This window comes from Enterobacter sp. A8 (genome assembly GCF_004296595.1).
GTDB lineage: Bacteria > Pseudomonadota > Gammaproteobacteria > Enterobacterales > Enterobacteriaceae > Enterobacter > Enterobacter cloacae.
Genome location: NZ_SCMF01000001.1, coordinates 859,325 through 877,268, shown reverse-complemented (window position 1 = coordinate 877,268; position 17,944 = coordinate 859,325). Strand labels below are relative to the sequence as shown.

Genomic DNA, 17,944 nt, shown 5'->3' with positions numbered 1-17,944 from the left:
TACCGAATCATTGTTAATGGAAACTAACATGTCAGAAATTAGCCGTGCCGTGCTTTTCGGCAAACTGGATACGCTGTTATTTACCTCTCTGGAAAGCGCCACCGCGTTCTGCAAGCTGCGCGGCAACCCCTACGTCGAGCTGGTGCACTGGCTGCATCAGTTGATGCAGCAGCAGGATGGCGATCTGCAACAGGTGATCCGTCATTTTGCCCTCGACGAACAGCAGCTGACGCGCGATATCGTGGCGGCGCTCGATGCCCTGCCGCGCGGAGCCAGTTCCGTTTCCGATCTCTCCGAACATATCGACAGCGCCGTCGAGCGCGCCTGGGTCTATGGATCGCTGAAGTTTGGCGTCAGCCGTATCCGCGGCGGCCATCTGCTGATCGGCATTCTGAAAACCTGGAATCTGGCGAACGTGCTGAAGAGCATCTCGGCGCAGTTTACCCGTCTTAACGTCGAGGTGCTGATTGAGCAGTTCGACACCATCTGCGCCAACAGCAAAGAGACGCAGCAGGCCGCTGCCGCAGTGGATGCGCCAGCCGGTTCGGTGCCTGCTGCCCAGGGAACGCTGGCCCAGTATGGTCAGGACCTGACCGCCCGTGCCCGTGAAGGCAAAATTGACCCGGTGGTTGGGCGCGATGAAGAGATCCGCCAGATGGTCGATATCCTGATGCGTCGTCGCCAGAACAACCCGCTGCTGACCGGGGAAGCCGGCGTCGGAAAAACGGCGGTGGTGGAAGGGCTGGCGCTGCGCATCGCCGACGGCGATGTGCCGGAGCCGCTGCAAAACATTCAGCTGTGGCTGCTGGATATCGGCATGCTGCAGGCCGGTGCCGGGATGAAAGGCGAGTTCGAAGCCCGTCTGCAGGCATTAATCAATGAAGTACAGTCCAGCGCCACGCCAATCATTCTGTTTATCGATGAAATCCACACCCTGATCGGTGCGGGCGGTCAGCAGGGCACCGGTGATGCCGCCAACCTGCTGAAGCCAGCGCTGGCGCGTGGACAACTGCGTACCATTGGCGCCACCACCTGGGCGGAATACAAAAAATACATCGAGAAAGATCCGGCGCTGACCCGTCGCTTCCAGACGGTGCAGGTACATGAACCCGATGAGGCCAAAGCGGTTCTGATGCTGCGCAGCACCGTGTCGCCGCTGGAGACCCACCACCAGGTCTTACTGCTCGACGAAGCGGTTAGCGCAGCCGTGAAGCTTTCGCATCGCTACATTCCGGCCCGTCAGCTGCCGGATAAAGCCGTTGCGTTGCTGGATACGGCCTGCGCTCGCGTGGCGGTGAGCCAGAGTGCACCTCCGGCGCAGCTGGAAGATTGCCTGCGCCATCTTGCGGCGCTGGACGTGGAAATTGAGATAGCGGAGCGCGAAGCGCGCGTCGGTGCAGGGGAATCTGAGCGCGTCACGGCATTAACCGCAGAGCGTGACGCGTATGAGGCCAAACGTGAGGCCCTGGCCCGGCGCTGGGAAGACGAGCGTAGTCTGGTGCAGGAGATCATTCGCCTGCGTGCCGCACTGTTTGCGGCGGGCGATGACGACACCGCTGAGCTGCGCAGCCAACTGGCAGAGCAGCAGCAGGCGCTGAACGCCTTACAGGGTGATGAACCGCTGCTGTTTGCCGCTGTGGATGAAAACGTGGTGGCGGCCGTAGTCTCTGACTGGACCGGCATCCCGCTGGGCCGGATGGTGAAAAACGAGATTGATGCGGTACTGAACCTCGCCGACACGCTGAACCAGCGGGTGATTGGCCAGCGTCATGGTCTGGATCTGATTGCCCGCCGGGTGAAAACCTCCCGGGCAAAACTCGACGATCCGAACAAGCCGGTTGGCGTGTTTATGCTCTGTGGCCCGTCCGGCGTGGGGAAAACCGAAACCGCGCTGGCGCTGGCGGAGTCGCTGTACGGAGGTGAGCAGAACGTCATTACCATCAACATGAGTGAATTCCAGGAAGCGCACACCGTTTCCACCTTAAAAGGTGCACCCCCGGGATACGTCGGGTATGGTGAAGGCGGGGTGTTAACCGAGGCCGTCCGTCGCCGTCCTTACAGCGTGGTGCTGCTGGACGAAATCGAAAAAGCGCACCCGGACGTACATGAGATCTTCTTCCAGGTCTTCGACAAAGGCTGGATGGAGGATGGCGAAGGTCGTCACATTGATTTCCGTAATACGATTATTATTCTGACGTCTAACGTCGGGACCGAGCTTATCAGCGCCATGTGTGCCGATCCGGAACTGATGCCGGAGCCGGAGGCGTTAAGCGGGGCGCTGCGCCAGCCGCTGCTGGAGGTGTTCCCACCGGCGCTGCTGGGCCGTCTGCTGGTGGTGCCGTACTATCCGCTGAGCGACGCGATGCTGGGGCAGATTGTTCGCCTGCAGCTCAAACGCATTCAGCGTCGACTGGAAGAGAATCACAATATTATTTCCGAGTTTGATGACAGCGTTGTAGAACAGATTGTTCAGCGCTGTACCGAGGTGGAATCAGGTGGACGTATGGTGGATGCGATCCTGACCAACACCTTGCTGCCTCAGATGAGTCAGATATTACTTACCGCCAGCCGCAGCGACGAGCAGTACCGACGTCTGCATGTCACCTGCGAGCAGGGCGAGTTTCACTGTCAGTTTGCCGCGTAATAATCATCAAGAGAACTGTAAAAGATGACGGATAATGATAACAATCGGACTGTCCCAAACGCGCTCCCGGTCGGGTATCGCTTCAACGAGTTTGAAATTAAAGAGGTGATTGGCGGCGGCGGATTCGGCATCGTCTATCGCGCCTGGGATCACCAGCTCGAACGCACTATCGCTATCAAAGAATTTATGCCTTCCTCGCTCGCCGTGCGCGGCGACGACATGACGCTGGTACTGCGCAGCGAACGCTTTGGCAAAGCGTTTTCGGCGGGGCTGAACAGCTTCATTCAGGAAGCCCGCCTGCTGGCGCGCTTCAACCACCCGAACCTGCTGCACGTGTTGCGCTTCTGGGTGCAAAACGATACGGCTTACATGGGCACGCTGTTTTACAGCGGCACCACGCTTTCTCGCCTGCGCGAGGAGAAGCCGGAGCTGATTAACGAGGCATGGATCCGTCGTACGCTGCCGATGCTGTTTGGCGCAATCAAGACCATCCATGACGAGGGCTATCTGCACCGCGATATTTCGCTGGATAACATTCAGATCCAGGATAACGGCCTGCCGGTGCTGCTGGACTTCGGCTCCGCGCGTCGCACCATCGGTAACCTCTCTGACGAAACCGAGACCATGCTGCGTCCGGGCTTTGCGCCTATCGAGCAGTACACCGACGACAACGAAAGCGAGCAGGGACCGTGGACGGATATCTACGCGCTCGGCGCGGTGCTGCGCACCCTGATCGTGGGCTCACCGCCGCCGGTCAGCGTGGTGCGTTCTATTCAGGATACCTGCAAACCGCTGGCGGAAATCCAGCCGCAGGGGTACTCCCTGTCGCTGTTGCAGGCTATCGACCGTGCCCTGGCTTTGCACATGGAAGACCGTCCGCAGTCTATTGATGAGTTCGCGGCGTTAATCGAGATGCCGGTCGCCGGTATCGATGACGTGCTGACTGCTAAAAAACCGGGCACCATGCTGGTGCCGGTGGAAGAAGAGGCACCGGCTTCGGCATTTGACTGGCGTCGTTACAAGATCCCCGGGATGGTTGCCGCGGGTGTGCTGGTTGGGGTGGTCGCTGGCGCGATGCTGTTCAGCGGCGGCCACGATGCGCCAGAACAGGCTGCGCAAGCGCCGGAAGCATCCCGCACGACGGAAACCGCATCGAACGCGCCAGATGTCAAACAGGAGACCGCGAAGGTAAGCGAACAAGCGGCAACGCCTGCGACAGCGCAACCGACGCCGCCACCGGTTGAAGCCAGCCCGATTGCTCTGGTCTACATTCGCATCCTTGACGGCGAGACGTTGAAAGTGAACGGCGAGCCGAAAGCGCTGCGTCCGGCGAACAACGGCTATGCATCGCTCAAGCTGCCAGCGGGTGAGGTGAGCATTGAACTGCAGGGCAACGGCAGAACCCGTAGCCAGACGCTGGATATCGTGAAGCCTGGCACCTGGCTGGTGAATCCGTAGGAATATAAACAGGAGATCTTATGGAAGTGTACGATCTTAGAAGCCAAAGACTTCATCCAAAGGAATTCGAAAAGATTGTCTCTCCTGTGTATGCACGGAGCGATGTAGGTCGTGAATTTGTCGTGGTTCGTGGAGTATCTAATCCATTTCACAGCATAGACGGCCTGAGTATACGACATCGCTTCGAATTTAACCCTAATGCGGTATTCGATCCGCTATATGCTCAGAACCTGAATAAGATTGAGCGATTAATTGACTCAGGGGAAGTGGTTTTAATTGCTCAACGCCAACGCACAAAATCCACTTACCCTTTTTTCATCGCTGAATCGGGTGATTTATTTTGTGTTGATCTGGCGATGTACAACTCGGCTTTTGTAAATTACATCATCGAGCGCTATCGCCATAATGTGGCTCTGTTCGGAAAACCTTCTCCAACGAGAGATACGTTTGTTCCCGCCACGGCTCAATATGGGCCTGGATATTGGAAGACGGTAGACAATGATTATCATGGCACAAAAAATGTTGTGATTATGGCGATAAACCGACTGACAAGTATGGGGGATGAGGGGCGAGTTTTTGGATCTGACGGCAAAGATTATATGAATACGTCACGTGATAAAATTCAACATTGGACGCCTTTGCCTGCTGATTTAGATAGTGTTTCTCGTGCCTTAATATCGGAAAAGTCTGTAATCAGGCGATATGGTGAAGTACGATCGATTTATCAAAAGTATCAGGAAGGGGATGATGCCTGGGCTGTAAGTGGTAAATCATGGCAATGGATACCGGGAGTCAGAGAAGAAGATTATGAATTTAAAAAATAAATTATGGTATTTCTGGGGATGTATGGATGTCCTGGCAGTCATGCTTTATTTTGTGAATACAATTCGGCAGGGTAGAATTCCATTTATTTCTGATATCGTGGCGTTTAGTGGCCTTTCCAGCGATGTTGCAAGCGGTGGTTATAGCGTTCTGGTGTTTCTTTTTTTTATTTTGGATTTAGTTCTCTTACTTTCGCTATTTGCTTCTGCCTGGTTCTTCTTTAAAAGAAAAACATATGCGATTAAGTTTGCGATTATGCAAGAGGTTTTGCGGCTTATTTCTTTCAGATGTTCAGTAACGCTATTCCCTCTGTTAGTAACAGTGTCTGGAATATCAAACACTTGGCTGAATTTAGGGTTGTTTGTTTTATCTGAGTGTCTGAAATTATATTCTATGCTCTATTTAATGAGCAACAGGAAAACAGAACGTAGTTTAAATGGCTCGCGTTGATTGCTGAAAATAAATTTTCTTTGCGAAATTTAAATTACGTTGGTGCCCAGTATGACTGCGAGAGAAAAAATATTCTACTTTTGGGGTGTCATGGATGTCATTGGGGCTGTGTATTACGCCATTGATTCCTGGGGTTTTCTGGGTGGAGATTGGGTTTCAGCATTAGTGAATCTGGCTTTGCTAGTGTACATGACATGGTTCGGAGGGGTAGATGATACGTTGCAGGGGACGTATTACCTTGTTTATGTGTTGATACCGCTGGTGTTGCTTTTTTCTGCGTGGTTTTTTTTCAAGAAAAAGCATTATGCTGTTAAGTTTTCATTGTCACTTGAGGTTTTGCGCATTATCACTTTACGAAGCTCAGTACCTTTTTTTCCTATGATTGCAGGTGGATTAGGATGGGGCGGATTAAAAGTAAATATCTCTCTTCTTGTCCTGTCTGAAATAGCAAAGATAGGTTCACTTATTTATCTCATAAAAAGTCAACCCGCCATAAATAAGTCGGCTGAATCAGAATAGTATTCAGCATGTCAGATCTACTGACGTAATCATTTGTGTCGCATAAGCCATATGGAATAACGATTATGCTCAACCGAATTACCGTTCAGCTCCCCGTCGAGGGGCTGCTTTTCTGGAAACTCTCCGGCCGCGAGGCGATGTCCGAGTCGTTCGCCCTGACGCTGACCCTGCTCGGCACGGATGCGCGTATCGACCGCAGCAAACTGCTGGGCCAGCCGGTCACGGTGACCATCCCGACCCAGAACCTGCTTACCCCGCGCTACATCAACGGCAAAGTCACGCGTGTGGCGGTGAGCGCCGTTGAGCTGACGGGCACGCGCTATGCGGTGTATCAGCTGACGGTGGAGCCGGACCTGTGGCCGATGAAGCGCGACCGTAACCTGCGTATCTTCCAGGGGCAGACGGTGCCGCAGATTGTGAAAACCCTGCTGGGCGAGCATCAGGTCAACGTGGAAGATAAGCTCACCGGCAGCTACCGGGTGTGGGACTACTGTGTCCAGTATCAGGAGTCGAGCCTGGACTTCATCAGCCGCCTGATGGAGCTGGAGGGAATAGCGTATTACTTCAGCCACGAGGCCGACAAACATACCCTGGTGCTCACCGATGCCGCGACGCAGCATCAGCCATTCAGCGGCTACGAGGTCATCCCCTATCACCAGACGCCGTCCGGCGGCAGCACGGACGAAGAGGGCATCAGCCAGTGGGCGCTGGAGGACAGCGTCACGCCGGGCATTTACAGCCTCGACGACTACGACTTCCGCAAGCCGAACGCGTGGCTGTTCCAGGCGCAGCAGAACCCGGCCTCGCCGAAACCGGGCAGCATTGACGTGTACGACTGGCCGGGGCGCTTTGTGGAGACCGGGCATGCGGAGTTCTACGCCCGCATTCGCCAGGAGCGCTGGCAGGTGGAGCATCAGCAGATTCAGGCCACGGCCACGGCAGCGGGAATTGCGCCGGGCCACACCTTCACCCTGACCAACGCACCGTTCTTCAGCGATAACGGTGACTATCTGGTGACGGCGGCCGGGTATCATCTGGAAGAGAACCGCTATGCCAGCGGCGAAGGGGAGACCATCCACCGCACCGATTTCACGGTTATCCCGGCGTCGGTGTCGTTCCGTCCGGCGCAGTCCACGGCGTGGCCGCGTACCTACGGCCCGCAGACGGCGAAGGTTGTCGGGCCCCAGGGAGAGAGCATCTGGACGGACAAATATGGCCGCGTGAAGGTGAAATTCCACTGGGACCGTCTGGCAAAAGGGGACGACACCAGCTCCTGCTGGGTGCGTGTGTCGAGCGCCTGGGCGGGCCAGGGTTACGGCGGGGTGCAGATCCCGCGCGTGGGCGATGAGGTGGTGGTGGACTTTATCAACGGTGACCCGGACCGTCCGATTATCACCGGGCGCGTGTACAACGATGCCAGCATGCCACCGTGGGCGCTGCCGGCGGCGGCGACGCAGATGGGCTTTATGAGCCGCACGAAAGATGGTTCCGTGGATAACGCCAACGCCCTGCGGTTTGAGGACAAGGCGGGTGCGGAACAGGTGTGGCTCCAGGCCGAGCGCAATCTCGATATCAACGTCAAAAATGATGAATCGCATGCCACGGAAAAAAATCGAACTCAATATGTGGGAGAGGATGAAACCTTACGGGTGGCAAAAAATCAGAAGGCAGGGGTTAAAGGGGATGTGGTCTGCCTGACGGGCAACAGCCGCAGCGATAAAGTTGTTAATAACTTTATTATTTCAGCGGGCAATACGTTGAGGCTGGAGTGTGGTGAAAGCGCTATCGAATTATCAAAAGACGGGAGCGTGAATATCATTGGCAATAACTTTAACTTTACCGCTAAACAGAGTGCGCAAATAAACACGCTTTCCGGAGAATTGCATCTTAACCCTGCTGATGGCAGCAATGCCATCGATGCGCCAGGGGCATCCCACCAGACGGCAATCCAGCAGGAAGTGGATGGTTTTTTTGTTATTAATGCCAACAAATAAGAGTAACTCAAATGGCTGAATATATTATCCAGGAAGCTATCCTGGCGTTACCAGATGTATATAAAGACAGAACCATGAATTTATTTACCCTGAGCGAAAATGGTGCCAGTGAGTTTACCTTCGTTGTTTCTCGTGCCAGTGTAAAAAAAGATGAGAGTGTGCATGATGTGGCAACTCGTCTGGTGCGTGAGTTAGAAATTACCGTACCAGATTTTAACCTGATGTCCTCGCATATGACCACTGTTGATAATCACGCGGCTGCGGAGCTTTTTTATCATTTTAAAAATGATGGTACGACCGTTTTTCAGAAGCAGACCATTATTTTAATGGACGAGCATCCCGCTGGGCGAAAAATGGTGTGTTACATCGGTACCTGTCCTGGTGAGTTTAGCGATTATTATCACAATCAATATCAAGCAATTATCCGCAGTATCAAGTTCCATAAGCCAGCTCCGACCGAAACCAGAGATATGCTTGAGGCCAACACAGAGGGGCCATTTTTTGCACTCGATAGCGAGAGTAAGATACTCAGCGTGTTTAAAAACATTCAGGAGCTTTACGGGCATCTTTCGCTTCAGCGGGCGAAAGAGGGACACTATTTACTTTTTGATAAGCAGGGGGCACCTTTAAGTATTGCGCCTGTCCCGGGCAGTCAGCCTCTTCGTTACGCGCTGTGGACCCTTTCTGCAGAAAAATCCCACCACTTAGTTTCACAGCTTTCTGTTTGCCGCCAGGTCTCAGGTTCCGACGACCTTAACTCAACAGATCAGATCCGCAAGTATCTGATGGCGCAGAGAGCCGAATAGTCATGTCCGAATGTCTGGCCGCACGTGTAGATGACGAGATTGCTCATACAGCCTCAAAAGGATGGATGATCGCTGGGCTTGTAGGTGGGGCAATTCTGGGAGCAGCTGCTGTTGTTGTTACCGGTGGGACCGCTCTGGTAGCCGTTTCTGCTGTCGCCGCAGGGGCGTGTGCTGCCGGTGGTTTGGGTGAGGTACTGGGAAGTATGTCATGGGCACCGCGTCACACTACGGGTACGTTGAAAGAAGGTTCGCCCAATGTTTTTATCAACAGCCGAAAGGCTATCCGCGCTCATCTATCGGCCGGAGAGTGTGACGAACACAGCGGCAGCCTGCAACGGGTTGCCGAAGGTTCGATAAAGGTTTACATCAACAACTTTCCTGCTTCTCGCACTGGCGATAAGCTGACATGCAGCGCTGAGATTAGCCAGGGTTCGCGTAATGTTATCATTGGTGGAGGCAAGGTCCAGACCGATGAAATAAGTCCTGAAATTCCTGAATGGGTAAACTGGACGATGCTCGCCGTTGGTGCCGGAGCGGTGGCGGTGCTGGCCAGTCCGGCAATCGCACTTCTGAGCACTCTCGGTGCAATGGGCGGTGGAACTATTGGTAGCTACGCGGGTGGGATGCTTTTTGGCGAAGGTAGCGACGGTCAGAAATGGGGGATGCTAATCGGCTCCGTTATCGGCGGCGGGGCTGGCATGAAGGGCGGGGCACGATTTGATGCGTGGCGTGCTGGTAAGCCTGTTCTCGAACCTGTTAAGCCAGTTGTTTCGGCCCGAAGAGCTGAACTTAATAAAAAATTTGGACGCACGGGCGATCTCAATAGAGATATTAATATCCGTGCAAATCAAAAAATTGTTGGTGATTTTATGCGTTCTCAGGGTGTTGAAGAAGGAAAAATATCATCTTATCTCACCGGTATAGATCTTGAGCAGAGAGTGACAATTGAAACAATTAATAAAGGGAAAATAGCTTATCAGAATCAATCCCCTGGGAATTGGCAAGGAAACTGGTATTCACTTGACGAATCGACCCCTCCCACAAAACTTGGAATTAATCCAAATGGAGAGGTTAGGGATACGGGATTAATTGTTCCTAAAGAAGTAAAAGCTTATCAGGCGCAACAAAAAGTAGAAATGCTACGAAGTAGTGCCGCACCAGCCTTGGACACGTGGTCTGTACCAGACAAACCTTTCCAGACAGAAGGCGGTGGGATACAATGGTTTACCACTAAGCGTGATATTTGGACTCCCTATAATGAATGACATGACAGCTCTAAATTATGTTGAAAAAGCATTAACTTTAGCAAAAAAGAGATATGCTGAGGTTAAGAGTCTCAATCCCCATGCACCTCTTTTGCAAATGTACGACTCTATAGTACAACAATTATTATTTCTACGAGATTTAATCGAAGGCAAGGAAAAGGATAAAGCGAAATTATGGGAAATGACGTTCGGTATGTATGCAGTGAAGGAGTTTGACAATTCTGATGAGTTGTTTTTTGAAAGATTGTCGGATGCTTGGTTTATTGTGGATCAAATCCGCCGAGGGTTAAAGGTTAGGCTGCCGCATGAGGTTAATGCCAGTTACAGAACAAAGCAAGAATATCTCAAGATGAAGTATCCTGATGAGTTTTAGGAGTGGATATTAAATATATTTTTATTATGGGTGAATGGTGATTGATTTACATGCTAATTTGAATGTGTTGTTAAAATATGTTGATAAATATCGTAAGTACTTACCTATTAACAGCCCTTCAGTCCAGCGGAAGATGCAGTATGTATATAATAATGATAAACCATTAGAATCATCTTTTGAATGCGATGCACAACAACAATGGGACTTAACCCCATCATGTAACATCTCACTAGCGGAATCACGGGATCGTGCTGTCGGTGCGCTTATTGGTCTTGCGGTTGGAGATGCTGTAGGTACCACACTTGAATTTCTACCACGTGACAGAGCACACGTTAAGGATATGATAGGTGGTGGGCCATTTCGACTCCGCGCAGGCGAATGGACGGATGATACATCCATGGCATTATGTCTTGCGGAAACTCTACTTGAGAAAGGTGATGCTGATACTATATGCTTCAGGAATAAGCTTCTGGAATGGTATCAGCATGGTTATAACAGTTCAAATGGCATCTGTTTTGATATAGGTAATACAACTCGATTTGCTTTAGAGCAATATTTAACTGTTGGTCCTGGGTGGAGCGGTAATACTGCGCCAGAAACTGCAGGTAATGCTTCCATTATCAGACAAGCACCTGTCTCTATTTTTTTTAGAAAATCATTAAGCAAAGCGTTTTATGAAGCTAAAAAACAAAGTATCGCAACACACGGTGCCGCGGAAGCAATAAATAGTACACAGTATTTAAGTTATTTACTTGTGCATATGATTAACGGTAGCAACAAAAATTTTGTTTTTTCTCCGCACGTTATGCCGCTTCAACCACGTGTAATGATTATCAACGCAGGTGAGTATAAGCAAAAAAAACGCGATCAGATTCGTTCAAGTGGTTATGTAATCGATACGCTTGAGGCCGCGATGTGGTCCGTATGGAATACTGATAATTTCCGGGATGCGATTCTGCTGGCTGCCAATCTTGCCGATGACGCTGACAGCGTTGCGGCGACGGCAGGACAAATAGCAGGCGCGTTGTATGGTTATTCCGGTATTCCGCTGGAGTGGAAAAACAAGCTGGTCCAGCACGATAGAATTTTCCAAATGGCAGGTGAATTGTTCGATAGGGCACCCGAGGATACTTTTTTATAAATACAACATAGTACGGTTATTCTCCCGTGCCGTGTATTTAGGCGCTAAAGCCATAATATAAAGATAATTCCGCCGATTACTTCTAATAATAAAAAAATCCACGCCAAAGCGTGGATTTTTTTCATTCATACCGACTCAGACGTTAAACAGGAAGTTCATCACATCGCCATCTTTAACGATGTAGTCTTTCCCTTCAGCACGCATCTTGCCAGCTTCTTTCGCGCCTTGCTCACCCTTGTAGGTGATGAAGTCTTCAAACGCGATAGTCTGCGCACGGATAAAGCCTTTCTCGAAATCGGTGTGGATCTTGCCCGCAGCCTGTGGAGCCGTTGCGCCAACAGGAATAGTCCACGCACGCACTTCTTTCACCCCAGCGGTGAAGTAGGTCTGCAGGTTGAGCAGGGCATAACCTGCACGGATAACGCGGTTCAGACCTGGCTCTTCCAGACCCAGCTCGGCCATGAACTCGTCTCGCTCTTCGTCATCCAGCTCGGCGATATCGGCTTCTACAGCGGCGCAAACCGGAACAACGACAGAACCTTCTTTCTCGGCGATAGCACGAACCTGATCGAGGTACGGGTTATTTTCAAAACCGTCTTCGTTCACGTTGGCAATGTACATTGTTGGCTTCAGCGTCAGGAAGCTCAGGTAGCGGATAAGCTCTTTCTCGTCTTTGCTCAGGTCAAGAGAGCGCAGCATACCTGCGTTTTCCAGCTGTGGCAGACATTTTTCCAGCACCGCTAATTCGGCTTTGGCGTCTTTATCGCCACCTTTGGCTTTCTTGGAGATACGGTGGATCGCACGTTCGCAGGTATCCAGATCCGACAGCGCCAGCTCGGTATTGATTACATCAATATCTTCCGCCGGGTTTACTTTACCTGCTACGTGGATAATGTTGTCGTTCTCGAAGCAACGCACCACGTGACCGATCGCTTCGGTTTCACGGATGTTGGTCAGGAACTGGTTACCCAGACCTTCACCTTTGGATGCACCTTTCACCAGGCCCGCGATGTCCACGAACTCCATGGTGGTTGGCAGAATGCGCTGCGGCTTCACGATTTCCGCGAGCTGGTCCAGACGCGGGTCGGGCATTGGCACAACGCCGGTGTTAGGTTCGATGGTACAGAACGGGAAGTTCGCCGCTTCGATACCCGCTTTGGTAAGCGCGTTAAACAGGGTGGATTTGCCCACGTTTGGCAGACCGACGATACCGCATTTGAATCCCATTTCTAAATCACCTTAATATCTTGATAATCAATCCGTTAACGATAACCGACTGATGAAAAGTAAATAACTACGCCTATTATACACGTAACCCGCCTACCGCGCGGTAAAAATGCCGTATCAGGCGGATTATTGCGCTTTGAAAGCATGTAAGCGGTTTGTCGCTTTGGTTAACCCATCTTTGAGCCAGATTTCAGTGCAGCGCGCCGCTTCGTCTACCGCCTCGTCAATCAGTTTCTGCTCAGAAACCGGGGGCTTACCCAGCACAAAACCAACAACTTTGTTTTTATCGCCCGGATGGCCGATTCCTACGCGCAAACGGTGAAAATTCGGGTTATTACCCAGCTTGCTGATGATATCTTTCAGACCGTTGTGTCCGCCATGTCCGCCGCCCAGTTTAAACTTTGCCACCCCTGGCGGCAGGTCCAGCTCATCGTGAGCAACCAGAATCTCATCCGGATTGATGCGATAAAACGTTGCCATTGCCGCCACGGCCTTGCCGCTCAGGTTCATAAAGGTGGTAGGCACCAGCAGGCGCACATCCGCACCGGCGAGATTGATACGTGAGGTATACCCGTAGAATTTTGGTTCTTCACGCAGGGGAGCACGTAACCGTTCGGCCAGCAGATCAACGTACCAGGCCCCGGCATTGTGGCGGGTTGCAGCGTACTCTGCGCCTGGGTTGGCGAGGCCGACAATCAGTTTAATCGTCACGATTCAATTCCTAATGGGTTCCAGATCTGGCGCGTAGTTTACTGTCTGGCGCGCCGCTTGACAAAATTCTGCGACCTTAACAGCGAAATACGAATAATTACTTATTTGAACAATTAGAATTTCAAGCTGTTCAATGCGTTATTTGTAAATTTTTGTTTGGGAGTAATCTGTAATTGTGATCATTGACGCAACTCATAAAAGGGGCGTTGTCTATACTTTACACACAAGGAATAGGGACTTATTCTCTACAACCCAAAGTTCCGGAGGTGACATATGAAACGCAAAAACGCTTCGTTACTCGGTAACGTGCTGATGGGGTTGGGGCTGTTCGTGATGGTAGCCGGTGTGGGTTATTCAATTTTAAACCAATTGCCGCAGCTTGATCTCCCACAATACTTCGCGCATGGTGCGGTATTGAGCATCTTCCTGGGGGCGGTACTGTGGCTCGCCGGGGCGCGTGTGAGCGGTCATGAGGAAGTGTGTGATAAATACTGGTGGGTGCGCCATTACGACAAACGCTGCCGCCGCGACCAGCATAAGCACAGCTAGTGCGCATAGAATAAAGAACACTGAAACGACTCCAGATGGAGTCGTTTTTTTTTTGCCTGAGGGGTTGACCCTCACGTAACGTAAGGCACCAGAGTGGCGTCACTGGCAAAATAAAAGGAGCAGTTATGTTGATTCAGGTGGGTGAACTGGCAAAACGCGCTGGGATCACCGTGCGCACATTGCATCACTATGAGCAAACAGGGTTATTGCTACCTTCTGCCAGAAGCGCGGCAGGCTACCGGCTTTATAATCTGGCGGATGTACAGCGCTTGCATATGATTCAGGCACTGGCAAAAGCGGGGCTGGAGCTTGCTGAAATCAGGGATTTTCTGGAGCAGGAGTCGCTTTCGTTAACGGAACTCCTCGATGCGCAAATCAGTTTGCTGGATAAACAGCTGCGCAGCATTAACACGCTGCGTGACAGGCTGGTGGACTTGCGCACCGGGCTTACCGGCGATGAAACCCCCGATCTGGAATCCTGGCTACAGACTCTGGAGTTAATGAATATGTACGATCGTTGGTTTAGCAAAGAAGAGTTACAGCAACTGCCGTTTGCGGTGCAGAAAGATGCGCTGGCGGCTGTCTGGTCAGGGCTGGTTACCGAGGCCAACACGCTGCTGGAACAGCATACACCCGTTTCTGACCCGCGGGCGATGGATCTCGCGACGCGCTGGATGGAGCGCCTGGAGCAGGACACTGCCGGCAAGCCGGAGTTTCTCACCCGGCTGAACGAGATGCACAGCGTCGAGCCGCAAATGCGTGAGCAAACGGGCATCACCGCAGAGATGACCGACTACATTACGCGGGCGTTTGCCGAATCGAAGCTGGCCATCTGGGAAAAGTATCTCTCTGCCGATGAGATGGCTTTTACCCGGAAACACTACTTTGACCGCATGATGGAGTGGCCGCCGCTGGTGGCGAAGCTGCACCAGGCGCAGCGGGAAAATCTCGACCCCGCCTCTGACGAGGCGCAAAAGCTGGCTGAAACCTGGCTGGCGTTGTTCCAGTCATACGCAGGAACAAACCCTGAGACGCAGCAAAAGTTTCGCGCTGCTATGCAGCAGGAGCCGCATCTGATGAAGGGGACGTGGATGACGCCTGCTGTGCTTGAATGGCTCCAGCAGGCGATAGGGATAATGATGCAGAGACGTTTCTCCGCATCAGATGAATCACAGATCCGCTAACGCGGCGTCGCGGTTGGGATAGAAGGCAAGGCGGCCAGGGATCGGCTGCACGCCAGCGCGCGCCATAGTGCGCAGCGGCTGAAATTCCAGATTACTCACCCGCAGCTCACAGCCTTCCGGCAGACGTTTTACAAAGCGCTGGAAGGCGTCCAGCCCACCGGCGTCCAGCACCGGTACGGCATCCCATTTCAGCACCACAATCCGTTTGCCCGCAATGCGGGATTCCAGATCGCTGAACAGGCCTTCCGCCGCAGCGAAGAACAGCGGACCGATCACCCGCAACACCAGCACATCATCAGGCACCTCCACGTTTACCGGGGAAAGGCGCGTCATCTGCGCGATCCGGCGCATAAACAGCAGGGAGGCCAGCACGATGCCGACGCTGATGGCGATCACCATATCGAAGAGCACGGTCAGCGACATACAGATCAGCATGACGATGATGTCGTCTTTCGGTGCGCGACGCAGCAGGTTCACCACCTTATGCGCTTCGCTCATGTTCCAGGCCACCATTAGCAGCAGGGCGGCCATGGCGGAGAGAGGCAGCCAGGAGAGCAGCGGCGCGAGGATCAGCAACGCGAGGATCACCAGCAGGGAGTGGATAACCGCTGAAACCGGTGAGGTTGCACCCGCGCGCACGTTGGCCGCAGAACGGGCGATAGCCGCGGTGGCTGTAATACCGCCGAAGAACGGAGCGATGAGGTTACCTAAGCCCTGGCCGACCAGCTCGCTGTTGGCTTTGTGCTTGGTACCGGTCATGCCATCGAGCACTACGGCGCAGAGCAGAGATTCAATCGCCCCCAGCATCGCCATTGAAAAGGCGGCGGGCAGCAGTGCACGCAGCGAATCCCAGCTTAAGGTAAAGCTGGAGCCGGGCATGTCCCAGGGAAGAACCAGCTGCGGTAACAGTTGGGGAATACCGCTGCCCTGAGAACCGTCCGCCAGAACATAGTGGAACTGTGAGCCGATGGTGGCGACATGACCACCAAACATGTTGACGATGGCCATAACCGCACAGCCCAGCAGCAACGCGGGCAGGTGGCCAGGCAGACGAATGCCTAAGCGCGGCCAGACGATGAGCGTACCCAGCGTAACGATCCCGATGGCGGCATCGCCCATGTTGGCTGTGGGCAGTGCCATAAACAGTGCTCCCACTTTCTGCAGATAGTGCTCAGGAACGTGAGGCATCTGCAGCCCCAGGAAATCTTTAATTTGCATCGTTCCGATGGTGATGCCGATCCCGGAGGTGAATCCCAGCGTTACGGAAAGGGGAATATATTCAATCAGCCGGCCAAAGCGGGCCAGGCCAAAGAGAATCAAAAAGAGGCCAGACATGAGCGTGGCAACCAGCAGGCCTGCCAGGCCAAACTGCTGTGATACCGGATAGAGGATCACCACAAAAGCAGCGGTAGGGCCGGACACACTGAAACGCGAACCGCCCGTGAGGGCAATCACGATCCCGGCGACGGCCGAGGTATACAGGCCATACTGTGGAGCCACGCCGCTGCCAATCGCCAGCGCCATGGCGAGCGGAATGGCGATAATACCAACGGTGATCCCGGCAATCAGGTCACGGATAAAGCGTGACGAGGTGTATTTCTCTTTCCAGCATGCGTCGATGAGGGCGCGAAAGGGCAGAACATGTGAGGAAGTGATGTTTTTCACAATTATCTATCATCCGTATGCGCATCATCTGTCATATGAATGGCAGGTGAAGGAGGCATTAATCATACAAATAAAACCCAGAGACAAAAAAACCCGCCGCAGCGGGTTTTTCGGCCGTGTTCGATTAGTGTTCGAACATTGCAGAGATGGATTCTTCGTTGCTGATACGACGAATCGCTTCGGCCAGCATCCCGGACAGGGTCAGGGTACGCACGTTTGGCAGTGCCTTGATCTCGTCACTCAGTGGGATGGTATCGCATACCACAACTTCGTCAATGACGGAGTTAAGGAGGTTGTTTACCGCGTTACCGGAGAAGATCGGGTGAGTCGCGTACGCGAACACGCGCTTGGCACCACGCTCTTTCAGCGCTTCAGCGGCTTTACACAGCGTACCGCCGGTATCGATCATGTCGTCAACCAGCACGCAGTCACGGCCAGCAACGTCACCGATGATGTGCATCACCTGAGAAACGTTAGCGCGCGGACGGCGTTTGTCGATGATTGCCATGTCGGTATCGTTCAGCAGCTTAGCGATAGCACGGGCACGTACCACGCCGCCGATGTCCGGAGAAACCACAATCGGGTTGTCCAGGTTCAGCTGCAGCATATCTTCCAGCAGGATTGGGCTACCGAACACGTTATCAACCGGGACGTCGAAGAAGCCCTGAATCTGCTCTGCGTGCAGGTCAACGGTCAGTACGCGGTCAACGCCAACGCTGGACAGGAAGTCCGCGACAACTTTAGCGGTGATTGGCACACGCGCGGAACGGACGCGACGGTCCTGGCGGGCATAGCCAAAGTAAGGGATTACAGCAGTGATACGGCCTGCAGAAGCGCGACGCAGGGCATCGACCATAACAACCAATTCCATCAGGTTGTCATTCGTTGGAGCACAGGTGGACTGGATGATGAAAATATCACCACCGCGTACATTTTCGTTAATTTGTACGCTGACTTCGCCGTCGCTAAAGCGACCTACAGCGGCGTCGCCGAGGGAAGTGTACAGGCGGTTGGCAATACGTTGTGCTAGTTCCGGGGTGGCGTTACCAGCAAAAAGCTTCATATCAGGCACGAGAAGAACCTCAGGCATGCGTCCAGTGGTGGATAGCGATCGCCGCAAACTGTGCGGGGCCAGG

16 protein-coding genes are annotated in these 17,944 nt (G+C 52.9%); 12 read left to right on the top strand and 4 right to left on the bottom strand.

The window, feature by feature from the left end; all coding sequences use genetic code 11:
* Positions 1-28 precede the first annotated feature (28 nt).
* From tssH to tri1, 10 genes are all read left to right on the top strand, one after another.
* Positions 29-2,644, top strand: coding sequence for a type VI secretion system ATPase TssH (gene tssH / locus EQV24_RS04120; protein ID WP_130626226.1), 2,616 nt, complete (start codon positions 29-31; stop codon positions 2,642-2,644).
* Between the two features lie 24 nt (positions 2,645-2,668).
* On the top strand, positions 2,669-4,102 hold the full coding sequence (locus tag EQV24_RS04115; protein WP_013096192.1) for a serine/threonine-protein kinase: 1,434 nt from the start codon (positions 2,669-2,671) through the stop codon (positions 4,100-4,102).
* 20 nt (positions 4,103-4,122) lie between these two features.
* A complete protein-coding gene (locus EQV24_RS04110) occupies positions 4,123-4,926 on the top strand; it encodes a hypothetical protein (protein WP_130626225.1) in 804 nt (267 codons plus the stop codon).
* Complete coding sequence (locus EQV24_RS04105) at positions 4,910-5,374, top strand: hypothetical protein (RefSeq protein ID WP_130626224.1); 465 nt, start codon at positions 4,910-4,912, stop codon at positions 5,372-5,374. The genes EQV24_RS04110 and EQV24_RS04105 overlap by 17 nt, the downstream gene beginning before the upstream one ends.
* A gap of 51 nt (positions 5,375-5,425) precedes the next feature.
* A complete protein-coding gene (locus EQV24_RS04100; protein ID WP_062728698.1) occupies positions 5,426-5,893 on the top strand; it encodes a hypothetical protein in 468 nt (155 codons plus the stop codon).
* 65 nt (positions 5,894-5,958) lie between these two features.
* Complete coding sequence (gene tssI, locus EQV24_RS04095; protein ID WP_058661898.1) at positions 5,959-7,887, top strand: type VI secretion system tip protein TssI/VgrG; 1,929 nt, start codon at positions 5,959-5,961, stop codon at positions 7,885-7,887.
* Between the two features lie 11 nt (positions 7,888-7,898).
* Positions 7,899-8,693 (top strand): DcrB-related protein, encoded by a 795-nt coding sequence (locus tag EQV24_RS04090; protein ID WP_130626223.1) that lies wholly within the window; start codon positions 7,899-7,901, stop codon positions 8,691-8,693.
* Positions 8,694-8,695: 2 nt separating this feature from the next.
* Entirely contained in the window at positions 8,696-9,958 is a 1,263-nt protein-coding gene (locus EQV24_RS04085; protein WP_130626222.1) for a polymorphic toxin type 46 domain-containing protein, read from the top strand.
* On the top strand, positions 9,951-10,331 hold the full coding sequence (locus EQV24_RS04080) for an immunity protein Tsi6 family protein (protein WP_095454525.1): 381 nt from the start codon (positions 9,951-9,953) through the stop codon (positions 10,329-10,331). Before EQV24_RS04085 ends, EQV24_RS04080 begins: the two co-directional genes overlap by 8 nt.
* A gap of 34 nt (positions 10,332-10,365) precedes the next feature.
* Positions 10,366-11,472: an ADP-ribosylarginine hydrolase Tri1 gene (tri1, locus tag EQV24_RS04075; RefSeq protein WP_130626221.1), complete on the top strand. Its 1,107-nt coding sequence runs from the start codon at positions 10,366-10,368 to the stop codon at positions 11,470-11,472.
* Between the two features lie 135 nt (positions 11,473-11,607).
* On the opposite strand, the gene ychF is transcribed toward tri1, so the two are convergent.
* Both ychF and pth read right to left on the bottom strand, forming a co-directional pair.
* Positions 11,608-12,699 carry a redox-regulated ATPase YchF gene (gene ychF / locus EQV24_RS04070; RefSeq protein WP_013096225.1) on the bottom strand — a complete coding sequence of 364 codons (1,092 nt, stop codon included), beginning with the start codon at positions 12,697-12,699 and terminating at the stop codon, positions 11,608-11,610.
* Positions 12,700-12,825: 126 nt separating this feature from the next.
* Positions 12,826-13,410, bottom strand: coding sequence for an aminoacyl-tRNA hydrolase (gene pth, locus EQV24_RS04065; protein WP_013096226.1), 585 nt, complete (start codon positions 13,408-13,410; stop codon positions 12,826-12,828).
* Between the two features lie 273 nt (positions 13,411-13,683).
* On the opposite strand from pth, the gene ychH reads away from it, so the two are divergent.
* Positions 13,684-13,959: a stress-induced protein YchH gene (gene ychH, locus EQV24_RS04060; RefSeq protein ID WP_013096227.1), complete on the top strand. Its 276-nt coding sequence runs from the start codon at positions 13,684-13,686 to the stop codon at positions 13,957-13,959.
* Positions 13,960-14,084: 125 nt separating this feature from the next.
* The gene (locus EQV24_RS04055) at positions 14,085-15,143 is read left to right on the top strand and encodes a MerR family transcriptional regulator (RefSeq protein WP_045294333.1); all 1,059 of its coding nucleotides are present in this window, start codon (positions 14,085-14,087) and stop codon (positions 15,141-15,143) included.
* Here EQV24_RS04055 and dauA read toward each other — a convergent pair.
* On the bottom strand, positions 15,129-16,808 hold the full coding sequence (gene dauA, locus EQV24_RS04050; RefSeq protein WP_058684586.1) for a C4-dicarboxylic acid transporter DauA: 1,680 nt from the start codon (positions 16,806-16,808) through the stop codon (positions 15,129-15,131). The two genes, EQV24_RS04055 and dauA, sit on opposite strands and share 15 nt — an antisense overlap.
* Before the next feature lie 124 nt (positions 16,809-16,932).
* A complete protein-coding gene (gene prs / locus EQV24_RS04045) occupies positions 16,933-17,880 on the bottom strand; it encodes a ribose-phosphate diphosphokinase (RefSeq protein WP_130626220.1) in 948 nt (315 codons plus the stop codon).
* Positions 17,881-17,944 lie beyond the last annotated feature (64 nt).

Excerpts from the sequence above, each read along its gene's own strand:
- EQV24_RS04080 (WP_095454525.1), top strand. The coding sequence starts at position 9,951 with ATGAATGACATGACAGCTCTAAATTATGTTGAAAAAGCATTAACTTTA.
- EQV24_RS04085 (WP_130626222.1), top strand. The coding sequence starts at position 8,696 with ATGTCCGAATGTCTGGCCGCACGTGTAGATGACGAGATTGCTCATACA.
- EQV24_RS04090 (WP_130626223.1), top strand. The coding sequence starts at position 7,899 with ATGGCTGAATATATTATCCAGGAAGCTATCCTGGCGTTACCAGATGTA.
- EQV24_RS04100 (WP_062728698.1), top strand. The coding sequence starts at position 5,426 with ATGACTGCGAGAGAAAAAATATTCTACTTTTGGGGTGTCATGGATGTC.
- EQV24_RS04055 (WP_045294333.1), top strand. The coding sequence starts at position 14,085 with ATGTTGATTCAGGTGGGTGAACTGGCAAAACGCGCTGGGATCACCGTG.
- tssH (WP_130626226.1), top strand. The coding sequence starts at position 29 with ATGTCAGAAATTAGCCGTGCCGTGCTTTTCGGCAAACTGGATACGCTG.
- EQV24_RS04115 (WP_013096192.1), top strand. The coding sequence starts at position 2,669 with ATGACGGATAATGATAACAATCGGACTGTCCCAAACGCGCTCCCGGTC.
- tssI (WP_058661898.1), top strand. The coding sequence starts at position 5,959 with ATGCTCAACCGAATTACCGTTCAGCTCCCCGTCGAGGGGCTGCTTTTC.
- EQV24_RS04105 (WP_130626224.1), top strand. The coding sequence starts at position 4,910 with ATGAATTTAAAAAATAAATTATGGTATTTCTGGGGATGTATGGATGTC.
- EQV24_RS04110 (WP_130626225.1), top strand. The coding sequence starts at position 4,123 with ATGGAAGTGTACGATCTTAGAAGCCAAAGACTTCATCCAAAGGAATTC.
- ychF (WP_013096225.1), bottom strand. The coding sequence starts at position 12,699 with ATGGGATTCAAATGCGGTATCGTCGGTCTGCCAAACGTGGGCAAATCC.
- tri1 (WP_130626221.1), top strand. The coding sequence starts at position 10,366 with ATGGTGATTGATTTACATGCTAATTTGAATGTGTTGTTAAAATATGTT.
- ychH (WP_013096227.1), top strand. The coding sequence starts at position 13,684 with ATGAAACGCAAAAACGCTTCGTTACTCGGTAACGTGCTGATGGGGTTG.